This window comes from Methylobacillus pratensis (assembly GCF_054072455.1).
Map to the genome: position 1 here is coordinate 913371 of NZ_JBSUSR010000001.1, position 17257 is coordinate 930627.

Annotated in this window: 18 protein-coding genes and 1 tRNA gene; 5 read left to right on the forward strand and 14 right to left on the reverse strand. The window is 57.3% G+C overall.

What is annotated here, in order from left to right:
- Positions 1-48: 48 nt before the first annotated feature.
- From ACW4YW_RS04140 to ACW4YW_RS04205, 14 genes are all read right to left on the reverse strand, one after another.
- Complete coding sequence (locus ACW4YW_RS04140; RefSeq protein ID WP_457136399.1) at positions 49-345, reverse strand: hypothetical protein; 297 nt, start codon at positions 343-345, stop codon at positions 49-51.
- Positions 342-1217: an SPFH domain-containing protein gene (locus ACW4YW_RS04145; RefSeq protein ID WP_457136400.1), complete on the reverse strand. Its 876-nt coding sequence runs from the start codon at positions 1215-1217 to the stop codon at positions 342-344. The genes ACW4YW_RS04140 and ACW4YW_RS04145 overlap by 4 nt, the downstream gene beginning before the upstream one ends.
- 278 nt (positions 1218-1495) lie before the next feature.
- A complete protein-coding gene (locus ACW4YW_RS04150) occupies positions 1496-2479 on the reverse strand; it encodes a vWA domain-containing protein (RefSeq protein WP_457136401.1) in 984 nt (327 codons plus the stop codon).
- Positions 2476-3012, reverse strand: coding sequence for a hypothetical protein (locus ACW4YW_RS04155; protein WP_457136402.1), 537 nt, complete (start codon positions 3010-3012; stop codon positions 2476-2478). Before ACW4YW_RS04155 ends, ACW4YW_RS04150 begins: the two co-directional genes overlap by 4 nt.
- Positions 2997-3977 (reverse strand): vWA domain-containing protein, encoded by a 981-nt coding sequence (locus ACW4YW_RS04160; RefSeq protein ID WP_457136403.1) that lies wholly within the window; start codon positions 3975-3977, stop codon positions 2997-2999. The genes ACW4YW_RS04155 and ACW4YW_RS04160 overlap by 16 nt, the downstream gene beginning before the upstream one ends.
- Complete coding sequence (locus ACW4YW_RS04165) at positions 3974-4879, reverse strand: nonribosomal peptide synthetase MxaA (protein ID WP_457136404.1); 906 nt, start codon at positions 4877-4879, stop codon at positions 3974-3976. The genes ACW4YW_RS04160 and ACW4YW_RS04165 overlap by 4 nt, the downstream gene beginning before the upstream one ends.
- The gene (locus tag ACW4YW_RS04170) at positions 4876-5739 is read right to left on the reverse strand and encodes a DUF58 domain-containing protein (protein WP_457136405.1); all 864 of its coding nucleotides are present in this window, start codon (positions 5737-5739) and stop codon (positions 4876-4878) included. Before ACW4YW_RS04170 ends, ACW4YW_RS04165 begins: the two co-directional genes overlap by 4 nt.
- Before the next feature lie 3 nt (positions 5740-5742).
- The gene (locus tag ACW4YW_RS04175) at positions 5743-6774 is read right to left on the reverse strand and encodes an AAA family ATPase (protein ID WP_457136406.1); all 1032 of its coding nucleotides are present in this window, start codon (positions 6772-6774) and stop codon (positions 5743-5745) included.
- Between the two features lie 227 nt (positions 6775-7001).
- Entirely contained in the window at positions 7002-7607 is a 606-nt protein-coding gene (locus ACW4YW_RS04180; protein WP_457136407.1) for a PEP-CTERM sorting domain-containing protein, read from the reverse strand.
- Positions 7608-7716: 109 nt separating this feature from the next.
- Complete coding sequence (gene mutM, locus ACW4YW_RS04185) at positions 7717-8532, reverse strand: bifunctional DNA-formamidopyrimidine glycosylase/DNA-(apurinic or apyrimidinic site) lyase (protein WP_457136408.1); 816 nt, start codon at positions 8530-8532, stop codon at positions 7717-7719.
- An 11-nt stretch (positions 8533-8543) separates the two neighbouring features.
- Positions 8544-9425: a DUF4340 domain-containing protein gene (locus ACW4YW_RS04190; protein ID WP_457136409.1), complete on the reverse strand. Its 882-nt coding sequence runs from the start codon at positions 9423-9425 to the stop codon at positions 8544-8546.
- Positions 9422-10795: a GldG family protein gene (locus ACW4YW_RS04195; RefSeq protein WP_457136410.1), complete on the reverse strand. Its 1374-nt coding sequence runs from the start codon at positions 10793-10795 to the stop codon at positions 9422-9424. The genes ACW4YW_RS04190 and ACW4YW_RS04195 overlap by 4 nt, the downstream gene beginning before the upstream one ends.
- A 12-nt stretch (positions 10796-10807) precedes the next feature.
- Positions 10808-11554, reverse strand: a complete 747-nt coding sequence (locus tag ACW4YW_RS04200; protein WP_457136411.1) for an ABC transporter permease subunit — start codon at positions 11552-11554, stop codon at positions 10808-10810.
- Between the two features lie 31 nt (positions 11555-11585).
- Complete coding sequence (locus tag ACW4YW_RS04205) at positions 11586-12521, reverse strand: ABC transporter ATP-binding protein (protein WP_457136412.1); 936 nt, start codon at positions 12519-12521, stop codon at positions 11586-11588.
- 355 nt (positions 12522-12876) lie between these two features.
- Between ACW4YW_RS04205 and ACW4YW_RS04210 the strand changes: the two genes are divergently transcribed.
- From ACW4YW_RS04210 to ACW4YW_RS04230, 5 genes are all read left to right on the forward strand, one after another.
- A complete protein-coding gene (locus ACW4YW_RS04210; protein WP_457136413.1) occupies positions 12877-14565 on the forward strand; it encodes a tetratricopeptide repeat protein in 1689 nt (562 codons plus the stop codon).
- A gap of 1 nt (position 14566) precedes the next feature.
- Positions 14567-15175: a lipoprotein insertase outer membrane protein LolB gene (gene lolB, locus ACW4YW_RS04215; RefSeq protein ID WP_457136414.1), complete on the forward strand. Its 609-nt coding sequence runs from the start codon at positions 14567-14569 to the stop codon at positions 15173-15175.
- A gap of 21 nt (positions 15176-15196) precedes the next feature.
- Positions 15197-16066: a 4-(cytidine 5'-diphospho)-2-C-methyl-D-erythritol kinase gene (gene ispE / locus ACW4YW_RS04220; protein WP_457136415.1), complete on the forward strand. Its 870-nt coding sequence runs from the start codon at positions 15197-15199 to the stop codon at positions 16064-16066.
- A gap of 17 nt (positions 16067-16083) precedes the next feature.
- Positions 16084-16160, forward strand: a tRNA-Gln gene (locus ACW4YW_RS04225).
- Between the two features lie 144 nt (positions 16161-16304).
- Positions 16305-17240 (forward strand): ribose-phosphate pyrophosphokinase, encoded by a 936-nt coding sequence (locus ACW4YW_RS04230; protein WP_309565115.1) that lies wholly within the window; start codon positions 16305-16307, stop codon positions 17238-17240.
- The last annotated feature ends 17 nt before the right edge of the window (positions 17241-17257 follow it).

Consider the following 17257-nt stretch of genomic DNA (forward strand, 5'->3'; position numbering starts at 1 on the left):
ATCGACTAATCAACTCTACCTCACTTGAGGTGACCTTTGATACAACTATTACTTGGATTTAAACTCTAAGCCATTGCGGATTTTTTCTGCCATAACTTTATCTTTCTCATCCAATGGAACAGGTTTCTTATTTCTATCTTGGATATCCATGGAAGATGCCTCAAACTCAGGCAGAGGAGCTCTAACAACTTCTCCCTTAGGGAAATAAGATGGTTGAAAAATGATGTAGAACACCAGTGCACTTCCGCCTAAGAAAAAGGAAACCTTTTTCTGTTTAAGTCTTATCATCGCTGTAATAGTTGCAACAACGATGAACAACGGCAAGATATTAAGTAAACCGATCATTTCAATTGAACCATCGGCACATGATCGCCAAGAGTAGTGGTAGGAAGTGCACCATTCCATTTCTCAATCCAAGCACGCTGATTTTCCAACTTGCGCAATTCAAGGACACGAGAATCCACAGATGCTGCCAAAGTAGCTTGAGCAATGGCCTCTGTTTCAGCCTTTTCCTTTTCAATAGCACGCTGCAGGCGAGCCTCTCTCAACTCCCGTTCTAGGCGGGCGGCAGAAACTTGGGTTTGTGCCTCTTCCTGCTGAATCGCTTCTCGACGCTCTGCTGCTGCTTCTTGAGCCTTGGTAATAATTTCAGGATACTGCAAATCAGTGATACCCACATGACGCACAGAGAATGGTGTGCGCTCCTCGATTGCCTTGCTCAACCGAATGGAAAGATCAGAATTGATCTTCTCATTGCTTGATGCAATCTGGCTGATACTGTACTGGCTCAGATACTCACGCACTTCTGCTTGAATGATCTGACGAGCATATGTTGCATATACCTGTTCATTTTGAATAATCGACGTCTTGTCATCTGAAGCCCCGGTTGGAGTAATTGTATTGAACAATTCGGTGGTCTTCTTAGAGTTGATGCTCAGGGTTGCACGAATGGTGACACCGAGGTTCAGCTTGTCTTCAGGAATAAAGATATTTAAGGATTCCGAATAAGCCTTGTCCGAGATATCCAGCATTACCAATCGATCACAATAGGACAAGCATGCTGCCAAGCGGAACTTAGAAGTAGGAATCAGACCTTCTTGGTAACCATCTTTGGTCATGATTTTTCCCACGTGCGCTGGTGGAATTTCCACTTTAGCACCACAAGCAGTCAACAAAGACATCACAGCGCTTGCGAGCACCAACTTCATTTTATTCATTGTTATTTCCCTGGGGATAGTTATTTTTGATTATTATTAAGCGGAGCTCGGTCAACTGAAAGGCAGCAGACTCGACTGAGCCTCTCTCAATCAGTTGTTATGATGACACAGATTCTTTCAAAGAGGCACCAACTGCCCGCCGGCCGCTTTACACCATAATCAAAGAAAGCGGACTCGATTGACCAGATTCGATTATGCGGTTGCTACAAAAAGCTTGCCCACAGCTAACAGCCACAAGTAGCTCAGCCCAGCCACCTCTACCGAATAAATAGTCAGGCTTAACTAGCGGTGTGCAATTGCCGCCACTGGCGGAAATGTGGCCAGTAGGTGGCAAGTATCAGCAGCAGGGCGAGCAAAAGATATATCCACCTCAATGAATAGGCGGTGACAAAGCTGGCGACCGGCTTCTGCTTCTGCACGAAGGTGTAGAAATCAGGCTTATCCTGGGCCAGCACGTACTGGGCATTGATCTCCTCGGCCAGTTCCTTCAAATATGCCTCTTCCAGCTTGGAAAGATAGCGGTCGTAGTCGGCAGAAGCCACCACTGGGTCCGGATCATCGCGGCTGGTATCGTTGTAGGTGACGCCGACCGCACCGGCGGAATTCTCCTTGGCATCGGAGGACCAATAGCCCACCCATTTGTTGCTGGAGTTGTAACGCGGGATCGGCACATCCTCGCTGCCGCCGACGCCGACGAAGACGATATTCTCGCCGATCTGCACGTCATCGAGCTTGAGCTTGTTGATCGCGTTCACCTTGGGCGCCTCGTCGCCGTCGGTGAAGAACAGCAGACGCGCAGGCGCATTGAGCGAGTCGAAAGCCTTGGCAGCGCCCTTGACGCCAAAGCTGATGCGGCTGTTGCCGCGCCAGGACATGCGCCACTCCAGGTGCTCGATAGCATCGACGATGATGTCGTAGTTGGCGCAGGTTTCCAGCGGCGTGAACAATAGCGCAACGTCTTCCGCGGCAAACACGCCGAGGCTGAAATAAGTGCCGCAGGGCGAATTCTCCACCAGCTTGCGCATCAGGTGGCGCGTGTAGGCCATGCGGCTGACCGGCTTGCCGTTGAGGCTGACGTCCTCTGCGTTCATGCTTTGCGAGACATCCGCGAGCAAGAGGTAGTTATGCACGCGCTGCTTGAGTTGTATTTCCGGCTTGAAGATCGCCAGCAACAGCAATACGACCACCAACAGGTACAGCCCGGACTCGTAATGGTCCCTGGCCCAGCGCCAGCCATGGCGCAGCCTCAACTGCCACTTCATGGCAGGCCCACCGGGATGTTGCTGAGCTCCATGCCTTCCTGTTCCTTTTTCAACCCCTCGATGCCATTGGGCTGCACCAGCAGCATCAGGCTGAGGTTGAACTTTGCCTGCCTGAATGCGGGATCTAGCCGCAAGGCTTGCTCATAGGCGATCTGCGCCTGGGACAAGTCATATTTCGCCTCGTCCTTGAGGCTGCCGTCGTCATTGAGGCGGCGCTTCAAGCCGGATTGCAGGAGGTTGTTGCCGATGTTGTACTGCACCAGCGCCTGCTGCGGCTGGCTCAACCCGGTTTCGAGCAGTTGGCTGTAGCTTTGCACCGCGTGCTTGTAATCCCCGGACTCTCCCAGCTTGTAAGCCGCCATGAACTTCTGTTCGAAACCATAGCCGTCGTGAGTGACCAATGCCCCGCCCTGGATCTGCCGGTTGGCATCATGGCGCTGCACCAGCGCATTGCCTTCATAGACGCTGCCTGCCAACCCGGCAACCGCCAGCAGTCCAAACAGCAGGTTGAGGCCTTTTATGCGGATTCCCATGCTTTTACCCTGAAATTTTTAATGACGAACATGCCCAGGCTCAATACCAGGGCCACTACAATCAAGTCGCGCGCATAATCGCGCCCCGGCACGGTGATGGCATACTGGATCGTATTCTTCTCGCGGCTGTCGATATCCTGGATCGCCATTTGCAGCGCCACGGGATTATCCGCCTCGTAAGCCTTGTAGGTGATATTGAGCGACTTGAAGAAACGGTCGAGCTGAATCGCCGCAGGCCCCCTGTCCTCTTCGAACACGCGGTCGCCGAATATGCTCACGTCGTCCGGTTCGCGCAACACGATCCAATAGAGCTTGATATCCTTGTCCTTGAGCTCCTCCCTGATGCGCGCCTTGACGCGCGGGCTCAACTTGCCGGCCCCATCGGACAACAGGATGATGGCGCGCGAGCCCGAGCTCTGGATGCTGTCGAACAGGCTGGCCGCCTGGGTGATGCCCGCGCCGATATTGGTCTGGTTGATGCCGGCGCTGGTCGCGGCGTTGATCGCGGCATGGATGGCATCGCGGTTGGCCGTGATCTTGACGCCGTACAAGGCGGAATTGGTAAACGCCACTACGCCCATCATGTCATCGGGCCTGGAGTCGATGAATTGCGTGATCAGCCGGCGTGCGGCGCCGGACTTGATTTCCCCTGCCCGGCCGCTGGTGGCGTCCCCGGCAAAAGGATGGTCCATGCTCACGCTGCGGTCGATCACCATCACGGTCTGCGCGCCCTTGCCGACGCGGTTCACGATCTTGTCGCTGCCTTGCGGGGCTGCCAGGGCCAGCACGAGGCTAGCGATGATGACGGCCGTCACCACCTTGAGCAGCAAGACGATATTGTCCGAGAACGAGTCTTCCGGCACCATCTCCAGCCAGGAGTAACGCTGCCCCTGCAAGCTCCTGAGCCAGAAAGGCACCAGTGCAAGCGGCAACAGCAGCAAGGCCCAGGAATTGAGCAAACTCATGCGATTCCCCGTTCACAATCCCTCAGACGGCGGCAAAGCTGCTGCAGCTCCTTGACCAGGGCTGGGCTGTCTGCGTTTTCGCCGGTGAATAGCAAAGTCTCGGAGCGCTGGAAAAAGCTGTCGATATCTTTTGCGAGCGGCTGGTACTGCGGATGTTGCGCAAAGAACTCGCCCAATTGCGGCCGGAACAAGGTGCTTCCATGTACTTGGTTGAATGCCTGGTGCACGTAGCCAAGCGCCCGCGCCTGGTGCCCAGCTTGCGCAGGCGTCTTGCGCAGCTTGCGATAAGCCTGGGCGAAGCTGCCGCCCATCCACGGCAGCCAGCGACGGTCGGCGTTGATATAGACCAGCCCGACAACGCCCACCAGGAACACGGCCAACGCAAGCACCAGGCGCTCCGGCCCGGTATCGAGCAAGGCCGGCTTGCGCTGCGGCTGCGCATTACTGCGCGCGGTATGGATGTTGCCCGCCGCCAGCGGCGAGCTCCAGAAATGCCAGGCAGGTACGTTCACCTCCGCTGGCGTATCGCCGCCGCCGAGCGCCAACGTTAAAGCTGGCAAACGCATGACGCTGGACTTGCTTGTCGCGGCGAACACCTGGTAGCTAAGCTTGACCTCATAGCGCTGGCTGCCTGCCACTTTTTCGCCCTGCAGCGCGACGCCCACCAGCTCTATTCCGTCGACGCGCTCACCCTTGAGCGGCAGAGCAGACTTGGGCAACTCGTAGGGAGGGCTGGCCTCGATCACCAGCCTGCGCTCGAGTACGTCGCCTATCGTGATGCCTGTCGCGATGCGCGGGTTGTCCAGGCTGACCAGGGCGGCTTCCGCTGCATGTGCCATAGCTCCCGCGCAAAGGCCGATAGGAAGCAGGCAGATGGAAAACAAGGTCGTCAGTTTTTTCATGCTGTCAGGTATTTCTCAAAATAATGCGTCATTGCCTCGGCTTCGAATATCCCGCTGACGAAATGCGGCGGGCTCTCAAAAGCCAGGAACAGGTCTTCCAGCGCCGCCCGGCGCTGCTCGAATGCGGTAATGAATTTGGCACGGACCGATTCGCGGAAGAAAATCGTGCGGTCGCGCCCGGTCTCGGGGTCCAGCATCGTGCCCAGGCCGAAGCGCGGCAGGCGCCGGTACTCCTCCTCTTCCCACAGCACGACCGGCACTACCTGGTGACGGGAAAACATGTTCATGGCCTGGATGATGGTGTCGAACGGCATATGGAAATCCGATATCCAGAACACCAGTCCCTTGTTCTGGCTCAACAGGGGGCCTACCTCCAGGATGCCGGTCGAGCCTCGCCCGAGCGCATCTATGCTGGTAAAGGCATCGATACGCTCCAGCGCTTCATGCACCTGGTAGCCAAGCGGCAGCACGTAATCATCAAGCACATGCTGGTCGTAGCCGATCAGGCTGAATACGTCGTTCTCGGCTGATACCGAATACGCGATCGATGCCGCCACCTCCTGCACCAGCTCGATCTTGCGGCGGCCGCCCCTGTACTGCATGGAGCTGGACAGGTCGCACACCGCATACACCGGCGTGATCGAGTCATGGTAGAACAGGCGCACCTGCACCTGCTCATAGGGGTCACGCAGGCTCTGGCGCAAATCCATGCGGCGCAGGTCGGGATAATCGACCAGCGAGGCGTTACCCTTGTACTCGAACCCCAGCCCGCGCTGTATCCCCAGGTGGTCGCCAGCATGGACGCTGGCGGACTTCCAGGGGATCTGGTAGGAAAACGGCTTGATATATGACGGCAGCATGACTCAGGACGGCACCGCCACGGTTTGCAGTATCTTGGCAGTCAATTCGCGGGCCAGCACAGTGCGGCGGCTTTCGTACATGGAGTTGAACACGAGGCGGTGCGCAATCACCTCGTGGAACACCGCATGGATATCCTCGGGATAGACATATTCCCGCTCCATGAGCCACGCATGCACGCGGGCCGCCTTGAGCAGCATGCCCATGCCGCGCGGGCTAGCACCTGCTTGGATCAGGCGCTGCATGTCGACGCCCTCGAGCGTGATGCCGAAATCCTGCGGCTTTTGCGTGGCATCCCAGAGGTCGATCACGTAATCTTCCAGCGCCTGGGAAGACTGCACATGATTCTGCACCACGTCGGAGAAATCGTTGAGCATGTTGAACGGCAGCAGGCCGCTCTCGACAGTGCGCGTCAATTGCTCGGCATGCTGGAAGCGCGTATCGAACACCAGCGATTTGCGCAGAGCCTTGTCCTCCGGCACATTGATCGGGATTTCCATCATGAAGCGGTCGCGCGCCGCAGCAGGAATCTCGAACGTCTCATTCTTTTCTACCTGATTGCGATCAGCAAACACAATCATATGTGGCAGACGGTATTCACGCTTGAACGCATGCAAATGACGTTCCGCCATCACGCGCAGCATCAAGGCATGGACTTGCGGGCGGGCACGGTTGATTTCGTTGAAGAAGAACACCGAGAGGTTCTCCCCAGCGCGCAGCAATGGACCCTCGTCGATCTGCGGACGGCCCTCGGGCCCGAGGAAGGTATGGTAGACAAGGTCATTCGGCATCAAGTCCACCGTGCCTTCAATGCGCTCATAAGCGCCGCCAATGCCGCGCGCCACCGATTGCAACAATGTGGTCTTACCGACGCCCACTCCGCCTTCCAGCATAACATGCCCACGCGCAAAGATTGCGATATTGATCAGGCGTATTGCCAAATCCTGGCCAACGATGACCCTTTTTACCTCGTCTTCCAGCTTCAGGGCGCGCATTCTCCAGTCCGCCAGCTGACCTTCCGTTGCTGCACTTGCCATATTCATCCTCAGTCGCATATTAATATACAGATCTGTATATTTTGATGACTGAATTAACTTTTGGCAATCATTTTTAGAAATTTTCCTACAAACTGGTACTTTTACTAACGTCCAATATCCTCATTGCTCCCGAAAGCAGCTTATCAAGCTGGGAAAACTTACCCCACTATCCGTGACCCAATAAAAAAGGCCCTGTCGGGCCTTGTTAGTACTTATTGCGACAAGAGTTAGTCAGTATATCGACCTTTGGCACGACGCTTGGCAACAGCACCCAATAAAGCCAATCCAGCCATTACCATCGCGAAGTTTCCAGGCTCAGGCACAGCCGACACAGTCACGACAAAATCATTGTAGTCAGGCCCAGAATGAATCCAATCCTCGTATGCCAAGGCATAAGTACCGCTAGAACTCAACCATACCTGTAAATCACCGGCCGAGCCGCCAGGGGCGATCTGCTCGGCATTGATGCTAGAGTTGAAGAGAATCCGGCTGGCGACGCTTTCCAGGGTAACCGTCAAGGTCGCGCCTGGCACATCGGCGCCCGCAAAGATCACGGATGCATAGCCATAAGGATCGGGGGTGAACGCAGCATCAAGCCAGAACTCCTGGGTGGCGCTATGTGCAGTATGTTCGGCAACGAATGTGAAAGTCAGTTGTTGCCCCACCTGGTTCCAGCTACCGCCGATAAAATCGTCGTAGCTGATCTGAGTCCAGCTTGTCGCCTCCACGCCTTGCAGAATATCAGCCAGAGCTGGCTCAGCCGCTTGAACAGACGGCGCCAACAAGCCTGTTGCCAATACCAGAGGTACCACCTTCGCCATTAAAGTTTTCATGCTATTGCTCCCTCGTGAGTGGAATATGATCATAACCCAATAAAGATATAATCAAATATGGTCCGAACAGACTAATCCATACGCTTCAGTCCACTCCAAGGAAATATGCTTAGGCCTTTTGGCAGGAAGAACAATAGAAGGTAGAGCGCTGTCCCAAACGCACGTTGGTGATCGGCGTTTGGCATCGCCGGCAAGGTTGACCCGCCCTGCCATAAACGAAATAGGTTTGCTGGAAATAGCCCGGATTGCCGTCTGCGCCGAAGAAATCGCGTAGGCTGCTTCCCCCGGCCTGCAGTGCGTCTTGCAAGGTCAGCTTGATCTCCTCCACCAAGCGCCGGCATTGCGCCAGCGTCAGCGTCCTTGCTGGCGTTTCCGGGTGGATGCCCGCGCGGAACAGGGATTCGCTGGCATAAATGTTCCCGACCCCCACCACCAGGTGGCTATCCATGATCACGGTCTTGATCGGGGGCGACCGGGTGCGAATGGCCCGGTGCAGGAATTCGCCATTGAACGCTTCATCCAGCGGCTCCGGGCCCAACACCTTGAGCAAGCTGTGCTCCTCCGGCTGGTCGCCCGCCCACAATACCGCGCCGAACCTGCGCGGATCGCGCAGGCGCATCACGCGCCCGTCGGCAAAATGCAGGTCGAAATGGTCATGCTTTTCGGGAAGCGTATCGCTTTCCAGCAGGCAAAGCCGCCCGGACATGCCCAGGTGCAGGATCAGGCAGCCGCTTTCAAAGCGGGCGATGATGTATTTGCCGCGGCGCCTCAGCTCCAGCAGTCTGGAACCATGCAACACTTGCGGCAAGTGGGAAGGAATGGGCCAGCGCATGGACGGCTGGCGAATCACGGCTTGCGTCACGGTGGCGCCGACCAAGGGCTCCAAGCCGCGACGCGTGACCTCGACTTCTGGTAATTCCGGCATCAGTTCGCGGATTACTTGCCCAGGCCCACGGGCGGGTTGAGCAGGGTAAAGCCGACATCAGGCGGGAAATGGTAGCGCATCCCCTCATCAGGCCGGCCCAGGATCAACTGCGGGGACTCCTGCAGCTTGTCAAAATGCACTTGCTTGCCGTCCTTGAGCTTGACCGAAAACGATGGATAGCGGCCCTTGCGGTCAGGGGTGTAAGGCTCGACGGAAGATGCGCGGATCTTTGTCCAGAACTCATCGAACCACGAGTCCAGCTCTTCCTGTTTCGGCTTGGCATTGGGTACCGATACCTGCCATTTGCCACCGGCATCGCGGTCGAGCTGCAGGCGAACCTCTTCCCATTGCTCCAGGCGCGAGAAATCGAAGCCTGCGACTTCCTCCTTGGGCTTGAGCGGGCTCTTGTCCAGCATTTCCAGCAATTGGGTCGCGGCCGTTTCTGAGTATAGGCCGGATAGCAGGTACACGGAGTCCTTGTAGGCCACATATTGCTCGGCAGTCACTGGGTTATACAGGCCGAAAATGAATTCCTCGTCATTGAGCCTGATTCTCAGCCTGGGGTTGTCCAGGCCGAAGCGCCCAGGGTCCTCAGCGGAAAACTTTTCGCGGCTGGTGCCGGCCACGATCGAGACGATCCGCTGCACAGTCACCTGGTCAGCCCGGGCGGCATATGGCTGGGCCAGGTACCAGAAGCCGTCGGTCTTTTCGAACACCACCGGCGCCTTGGCGGGGAACTCGATGCTCAGCTTGTCGAAGTCCGACAACTTGAGGCTGGATACCTCATAGCTAGCCGACTGCTCTTCCTGGTCCTGCGGCTTGAGGTAGAGGAACGCCACGATTCCCGCCACCAGCAACAGCAGCACCAGGTTCACTATCCATCTCGACTTCATGCCTTGCGACGCCTCCACCAGATCACCACGCCGATCACGATCAAGCCCAGCGGCAGGATGCGGCTGAAGCCGATGAAGACGAACTGCGCCAGCAGATTGGCCCAGCCCTCGGAAGGAATCACGATATTCACGTCCTTGCGCGGCTTGGGCTGGATGGTGATCAACCTGTCGTCGCCTGCCAGCCAGTTGACGATATTCAGGCCCAGGTCAAGGTTGCCGCCATTGGAGAGGAAAGTGTTGGCAAGGAAGTTGCCGTTACCCACCACCACCACGCGCTGACCTTTTTCGCCGTACTTGCGCTCGAGCGCCACCGCGATGTTGATCGGGCCGGGCAAGTCCTTCTTGCTGTCGAAACTGACGTTGTCATCCACCTTGCCGGTCTCGAGCCAGCCATTGGGCGCCACTTCCACCAGGTTGGACGAGCGCCAGCCATTCTCGAAGGAATCCTCGGCATGGACCATGCGCGCCTCGGGGAACAATGTACGCAGCATGAAGTTCTTGGTAATCGCATGCACCCCGTACTGATTGGCAAACGCCACCTTGGCATCCGCGCCGTAGCGGGTGGCGGACAAGTCCACCACCATGCCGGGCGTCAGTTGCAGCCCCAGGTATTCCGCGATCGGCTGCAAGCCGTGCAGGTTGACTTCGTCATCGATCAGCCACAGCAGGTTGCCGCCCTTTTCCAGGTATTGCTTGATCTTCTGCACCTCGACCTCGGTCACGTCCACTTCCGGGCTCGCGATTACCAGCATCGCGCCATTGCTCGGCACTTCCTGCGCGAGCAGCAGGTCGGGATTGGACAGCTTGAAGCCCTTCTTTTCCAGGTGCCGGCCGAAGTCGCCAAGGTCGTGGTTCTTGACGCCGATCAGGCTGCGCTCGCCATGCCCGTCCAGGAACATGATGGCATTCTGGTTGGTGCGGGACAGGCGCACCAGCAGGTTGGTCATGTCCTGCTCGATGAATGCCTGCGGTGGCACGATGTGCTCGGTACGCTGGTTGTACTCCACCACCAGCTCGATCTCGGCCTTGACCCCGGCTTCCTGCGTCGCCTTGGGCTCCTCGGTCGGGCTGATGAAGTTCAGCGTAATATCCGGCTTGACGCGCTGGTAGCGCTCGACGAACTTGTTGATGTACTTGCGCGTGTCGTTGTCCTTGACGACATAGGCCGTGATATTGATCGGCCCTTCCATCTCCTTGAGGACATTGACGCTGCCCTCGGTCAGGGTATTGCGGCCGCCCTGAGTCACGTCGCGGCTGACGTGGTATTGATACGTCAGGAAGCCAAGCAGGAACACCAGCACCAGGAACAGCGCCACGAAGAAGCTGTTCTGCACGAACAATTGAAAGCGTAGTTTGCGATTGGTTTTCATAAAGTCTCTCGATCAGCCACGCAAGCGATCTGCATCCAGCCTACGAATAGTCAGGGTCAGAAAGGTCACAATAAACAACAGGAAATAGGCAATGTCGCGGGTATCCAGCATGCCGCGCGAGAAAGGCTCGAAGTGGCGCATCAGGGACAGGTTGGCGACCGTATTGCTCGGATCGCCTGCGAGGAAATACTCGATCAACTGCAGGGCCAGCAATGCGACGAAGGTAACGATCGCGGCGACCACCGGTTGCTGCGTGGTGCTGGATACATACGTCCCCAGCGCGCAATAGCTTGCCAGCAGCAGGAACAGGCCGAGCAGGTTGGCAAGCAAATAGCCAAAATCGATATCCGCCCACAAATTGAGCGAGAACACCATGGCGCCGATCAGCAACACGCTTACCGACAGGAACGACAGCAGGCCGACGAATTTGCCGAGGACGATCTCGGTCAGCGACAAGGGGGCGCTGAACAGGAAAGGCAATGTCTGCTGGCGGCGTTCCTCGCTGATTAGCCGCATCGAGAGCAAGGGCACGGCGAACAGCATGATGAAGGGCGCAATGCCGAACACGCTGCCGCCGACGAACTCGGTGACGCCAATGCGCTGGTCGGGACGCATAGCGCCCGACATGGTAAGGAAGTACTGGTCGACCCCCATGAGGTAGAAGGTGGCGAAGACGAATTGCAGCAGGGCGAGGATCACCCAGCCCATGGGCGAGGAAAACAGGCCCTTCAATTCTTTTCTGGCGATATTGACGATCATAAGAAGTCCTTAAAACGCAGGCTGCCTGCCGTCAGGCAGCGGCAGCTTCCTGGAATGTGAGCTGGACGAAGACCTCTTCCAGCGAGGTCTGGTCAGGATTGATCTGGAACAGGCCCCAGTTCTGGCTGACGGCGGCCTGCACCAGCGCCTCGGATGGCGCTTCGCCCGGCGTATGCCGGATGCGCAGCAGGTTGCCTTCCAGCGCCTCGACCGACTCCACGCCGGGAATGCCCAGCAATGCCTCGTGGGCAGGCGGCTGCCTGAGGCCCAGGAGCAGACGGTTGCCGTGGCGCTGCTGCTTGAGGACGTCAATGCCGCCATTGAACACCAGGCTGCCCTTGTGGATGATCTGCACGCGGTCACAGACCATTTCGACTTCCGGCAGGATATGGGTGGAAAGAATCACGCTGTGCTCGCCGCCCAGCTCCTTGATCAAGGCGCGGATGTCGCGGATCTGGATCGGGTCCAGGCCCACGGTCGGCTCGTCCAGGATCACCACCATCGGGTTGTGGATGATGGCCTGGGCGATACCCACCCGCTGCTGATAACCCTTGGAGAGATTCTCGATCAGGCGCTTGCCCATCTCGGTCAGGCCGCAGCGCTGCTTGGCAATGTCGACCGCCTTCTTGATATGCTGGCGGCTGACGCGGTGCAGGCGCGCCGCGATCGTGAGGAACTCGTCGACAGTCAACTCGCGGTACAAGGGAGGCTGCTCGGGCAGGTAGCCGATCAAGGCCTTGGCATCCTTGGGGCGCTCCATCATGTCGATGCCGCAAATCTTCACCGAACCGTTGCTAGGGGCCAGGTTGCCGGTCAGCATCTTCATGGTGGTGGACTTGCCTGCGCCATTCGGCCCGAGGAAACCCAGCACCTCGCCCTTGTTCAAGCTAAAGCTGACGTCGTTGACCGCTGCACGGCTGCCATATTTACGGGTTAACTCTGAAGCCTCTACGGTAATAGTCGTCATATATGAGTGAATTATCCGGTTTTAAGGGGTGCTAAGTTAGAAAAACATCACTCGCCTGTCAAGTTTGTCTCGCCTTTGCAGCATCGCAAAAACGCAAGCACGAGCCTGACGTTATTGAAATATCGTGTTTAAATCCGCTACGCTCGGATGCTGGGCCAGCCCCAAAAGCATACAAGTACGTAAACTATGGACCATCCAGTTTATAGCATCGCGCATTATGGGTGAACTTGTGCACACTGTCACGGACTAACAAAGACCGTGCAAAATCGTGCAAAACTTGCATCTACCCCATTGAAAACAAGCTCAGCAGGCCTCAATATGCTAATTATCAATCCGCTACGAGATTTCCTTGAAAATGCTTATTAGCAAAAAGATCGCAATCGCAGTTGCCTGCGCCGCAATGTCGCTGGGCATGGGGAATGCCGCCAATGCGGCAGCCAAGACAGAAAGCCCCCAGCCGGCGCTCACTGGCGAATTCGTCTATAAATACCTGATCGGGGAAATTGCCGGGCAACGCGGCCAGTTCGACCTGGCGAGCGCCTTGTTCCTCGACCTGGCCCAGAGCAGCCGCGACTCGCGCCTTGCGGAGCGTGCCGCCAAGACCGCCGTGATGGGCAACGACGGACGGACCGCGATCGATGCGGCAAACCTCTGGTCACAGCTCGACCCGGGCTCCACGGAAGCCCATCAGGCCCTGACCCAGATGCTGATCAACACCGGCAAGCTGAACGAAGCCAAGCCGCACCTCAAAGCCTTGCTTGCCAATGAAGAAGGCCGCGCCAGCGGCTTCATGTTCCTCAACAACCTGCTTTCCCGCCAACAGAACAAGGCGGCGGTCCTGAGCCTGGTGCAGGAACTCGCGCGCGATTACCCCGACCTTCCCGAAGCGCATTTCGCCATTGCGCATGCTGCCTGGAACGCGGGCAACACCGAGCTTTCGCTCAACGAACTCAACCAGGCGAACAAGCTGCGCCCAGGCTGGGAAATGGCAGCGCTGATGCAAGGCCAGGTGCTGCTGGGCAAGTCGCCGGAACAGGCGGTGGAATTTTACCGCGGCTTCCTTTCCACGCACGCAGATGCCAATGAGGTACGCCTGGCCCTGGCCCGCATCCTGGCCGGACAGAAGAAATTCGACGAAGCCAAGAATGAGTTCATCAAGCTGATCGAGGCCTCCAACGGCAACCCGGAAATCCTGGTGGTGGTAGGCCTGCTCTCGCTGCAGGCGAACGAACTGCCCGATGCCGAAAAATATTTCAAGGATGCCCTGGGCAAGGGATTCAAGGACAAGGACCAGATTTACATCTACCTCGGGCAGATTGCCGAGAAGAAGCGCAACGACGACGAAGCGCTGCAGTGGTATAGCAAGGTTGCCCCTGGAGAAGTGCGCTATGTCGACGCACAGCTCGGGGTTGCCAACGTCATTTCGCGCCGGGAAGGCATCGATGCCGCCATCCAGTCGCTGGAGAACCTGCCGGACCTGACCGATGCGCAGCGCGCAGCCGTCGTGCACGCGCAAGCCAACGTCCTGACCCAGGCCAAGCGCCACCAGGAAGCCTATTCGCGCCTGGAAAACGCCATCAACACCCTGCCCAACTCTCCCGAGCTGGTCTACGACTTTGCCATGGCGGCGGAACGCGTCAACAAGGTGGACGTGATGGAGCGCGAGCTGCGCAAGCTGATCAAGATTCAACCTGAGTTTGCGCAGGCCTATAACGCGCTGGGCTACTCCCTGGCGGACCGCAATGTCCGCCTCGAGGAAGCCAGGGTGATGATTGAAAAAGCGCACGAGCTGAGCCCCGAGGACCACTACATCCTCGATAGCCTGGGCTGGGTGCATTACCGCCTGGGCAACCTGGACAAAGCCCTGGAATACTTGCGCAGCGCATATTCGCAGCAACCGGATCCGGAAATCGCCGCCCATCTCGGTGAGGTGCTGTGGAAGCAAGGCAAGCGCGACGAGGCAGTCAAGACCTGGGAAGCCGCGCTTTCAGCCTTTCCTGAAAACGAAGTCCTGATCAGCACCAATAAGAAATTCAACCGTTAAGATGCAAGCTGCACAGCGCTGGCTGCTGCTGGGCGCCATATTGGCAATCCCAGGCTGCGCCAGCATCCCTCCTGCCACCGTCCCAAGCACACCCGAGGTTCATCAGCAACACCTGGCCAGCCTTGCCGGGATCGACCAGTTCAGCCTGAACGGGCGTATCGGCGTGCAGACCGAGGCAAAGGGCTTTTCCGGCTCGACGCAATGGCACCATACTCCCCAGCATGACACTATCTCGCTGTTTTCTCCGCTGGGAAGCCAGGTTGCCGCCATTGAGCGCACCAGCGAGAATGTCAGCCTGGTGACCAATGACAACAAACGCTACGAAGCCGTGGATGCCGAAACCCTGACCGAGCAGAACCTGGGCTGGCGCCTGCCCATGAACGGGCTGTCAGACTGGGTGCTGGGGCGTCCGGGCAAAGAGCCGGTAGAAGCCGCCCAATGGGACGATGCCGGACGCCTGGTCAAGCTCAGTCAGGACGGCTGGGATATCGAGTACGGCCAATATGCTACCGTCAACCATTACCAGCTCCCTATGCGCATCACCCTGCGCAATGCCAGCAGGCTCACGCTCAAGCTGATCGTGCAGCAATGGCAGTTGCCATCGCCTTAAGCAACAGCGCTCCTCAATACCATGCAAGATTTCCACGCTTACCCCGCACCGGCAAAAATCAATCTGTTTCTGCATATCACGGGCCGCCGGCCCGACGGCTACCACCTGCTGCAAAGCGTGTTCCGCCTGCTGGATTTTGGCGATACCGTACATATCAGGCCGCGAGCCGACCAGAGCATCCGGCGCACGGAAAATACGCCCGGCGTGCCTGAAGAAAGCGATTTGTGCATCCGCGCGGCAAAACTGCTGCAACAGCATTCGGGTTGCAAGCTGGGGGCCGATATCTACGTCACCAAGCGCACCCCCATGGGGGGCGGGCTGGGCGGGGGCAGTTCCGACGCTGCCAGCGTCTTGCTGGCCCTAAACCAGTTGTGGCACCTAGGCTTGCGCCGCGAGGAACTGATCGCGCTGGGCCTGGAACTGGGGGCGGACGTACCCTTCTTCATTTTCGGAGAAAACGCCTGGGTAGAGGGGATTGGCGAAAAACTGCAATCAATTCAACTGCCTCAAACGCATTATGCGGTCATCACCCCGCGCATCCACATATCGACCGCAGAAATTTTTGCATCGAAGCAATTGACAAGGGACACGAATCCCACGACAATAGCGGCCTTTCTGAGGGACTTGGTTCACAACGATCTCGAAACCGTAGTTAGACGGCAGTACCCGGAAGTTGAAAAATGCCTGCAATGGCTGTCTCAATTCTCCAAGGCTCGCATGAGCGGTTCTGGCGCTTCGGTATTCGCAGCATTCGGCAACCAGGAAGCTGCGGAAGCTGTGTTAGCAAGAATGAATGAAACGCGTGAATTGCAACAATATGCGGGTTGCGAAGTTTCAGGATTTTATGCAAAAGGGCTGGATCAACATCCCCTGCGCAGTTTTGCAGCCTGATGGAAACAACGATCAAATGGGGAGTCGCCAAGCTGGTTAAGGCACCGGATTTTGATTCCGGCATGCGAAGGTTCGAATCCTTCCTCCCCAGCCAGAATAAAAGCGTGTAACTTAAAAATTACACGCTTTTGTTTTTTGCACGCGATTCATACAAGCGATTGCTCGCGGCCTATGATGAAGAAGCGATTCTCGCGGTTTATTGTTAGAGATAAGGATTCCAACTGTGGCCAAGGGCGACATGATGGTATTTACCGGCAACGCCAACCGTGCGCTTGCCGAAGAGGTAGTGAGCCACCTGGGCATAGAGCTGGGCAGGGCCACCGTTGACCGCTTCAGCGACGGCGAAGTGATGATCGAGCTGCTGGACAATGTCCGCGGCAAGGACGTGTTCATCCTGCAATCCACCTGCATGCCGACTAACGACCACCTCATGGAAGTGATGGTCATGGTCGACGCCCTGCGCCGCTCCTCCGCCGCGCGTATCACCGCAGCCATTCCTTATTTCGGCTATGCACGCCAGGACAGGCGCCCGCGTTCCGCACGGGTCGCGATCACCGCCAAGGTGATCGCCAACATGCTCACGACGGTAGGCGTCAACCGCCTGCTGACCATGGACCTGCACTCGGACCAGATCCAGGGCTTCTTCGATATCCCGGTGGACAATATCTATGCCACCCCTATCCTGCTTCATGACTTGACCCAGCAGAAGCATGACGACCTGGTGGTGGTATCGCCCGACGTCGGCGGCGTGGTACGCGCCCGCGCAGCGGCCAAGCACCTCAACGTCGACCTGGCGATTATCGACAAGCGCCGCCCCAAGCCCAACGTGGCAAAGGTGATGAACATCATCGGTGACGTTTCCGGCCGCACCTGCGTATTGATGGACGACATGGTGGATACCGCCAACACCTTGTGCGAAGCCGCGATTGCGCTGAAGCAGCAAGGTGCCAAGAAGGTGGTGGCCTACTGTACCCACCCGGTGCTTTCCGGCGAGGCGGTATCGCGCATCACCAACTCCGAACTGGACGAACTGGTGGTCACCAACACAATTCCGCTGCGCCCGAATGCGCAGCAATCGCCGAAGATACGCGTGGTCAGCGCAGGCGAGCTGTTTGCGGAAACCATACGCCGCATCAGCAATGAAGACTCAGTAAGCTCCCTGTTCGTAGACTAAACGGGAGCACGGTTCCG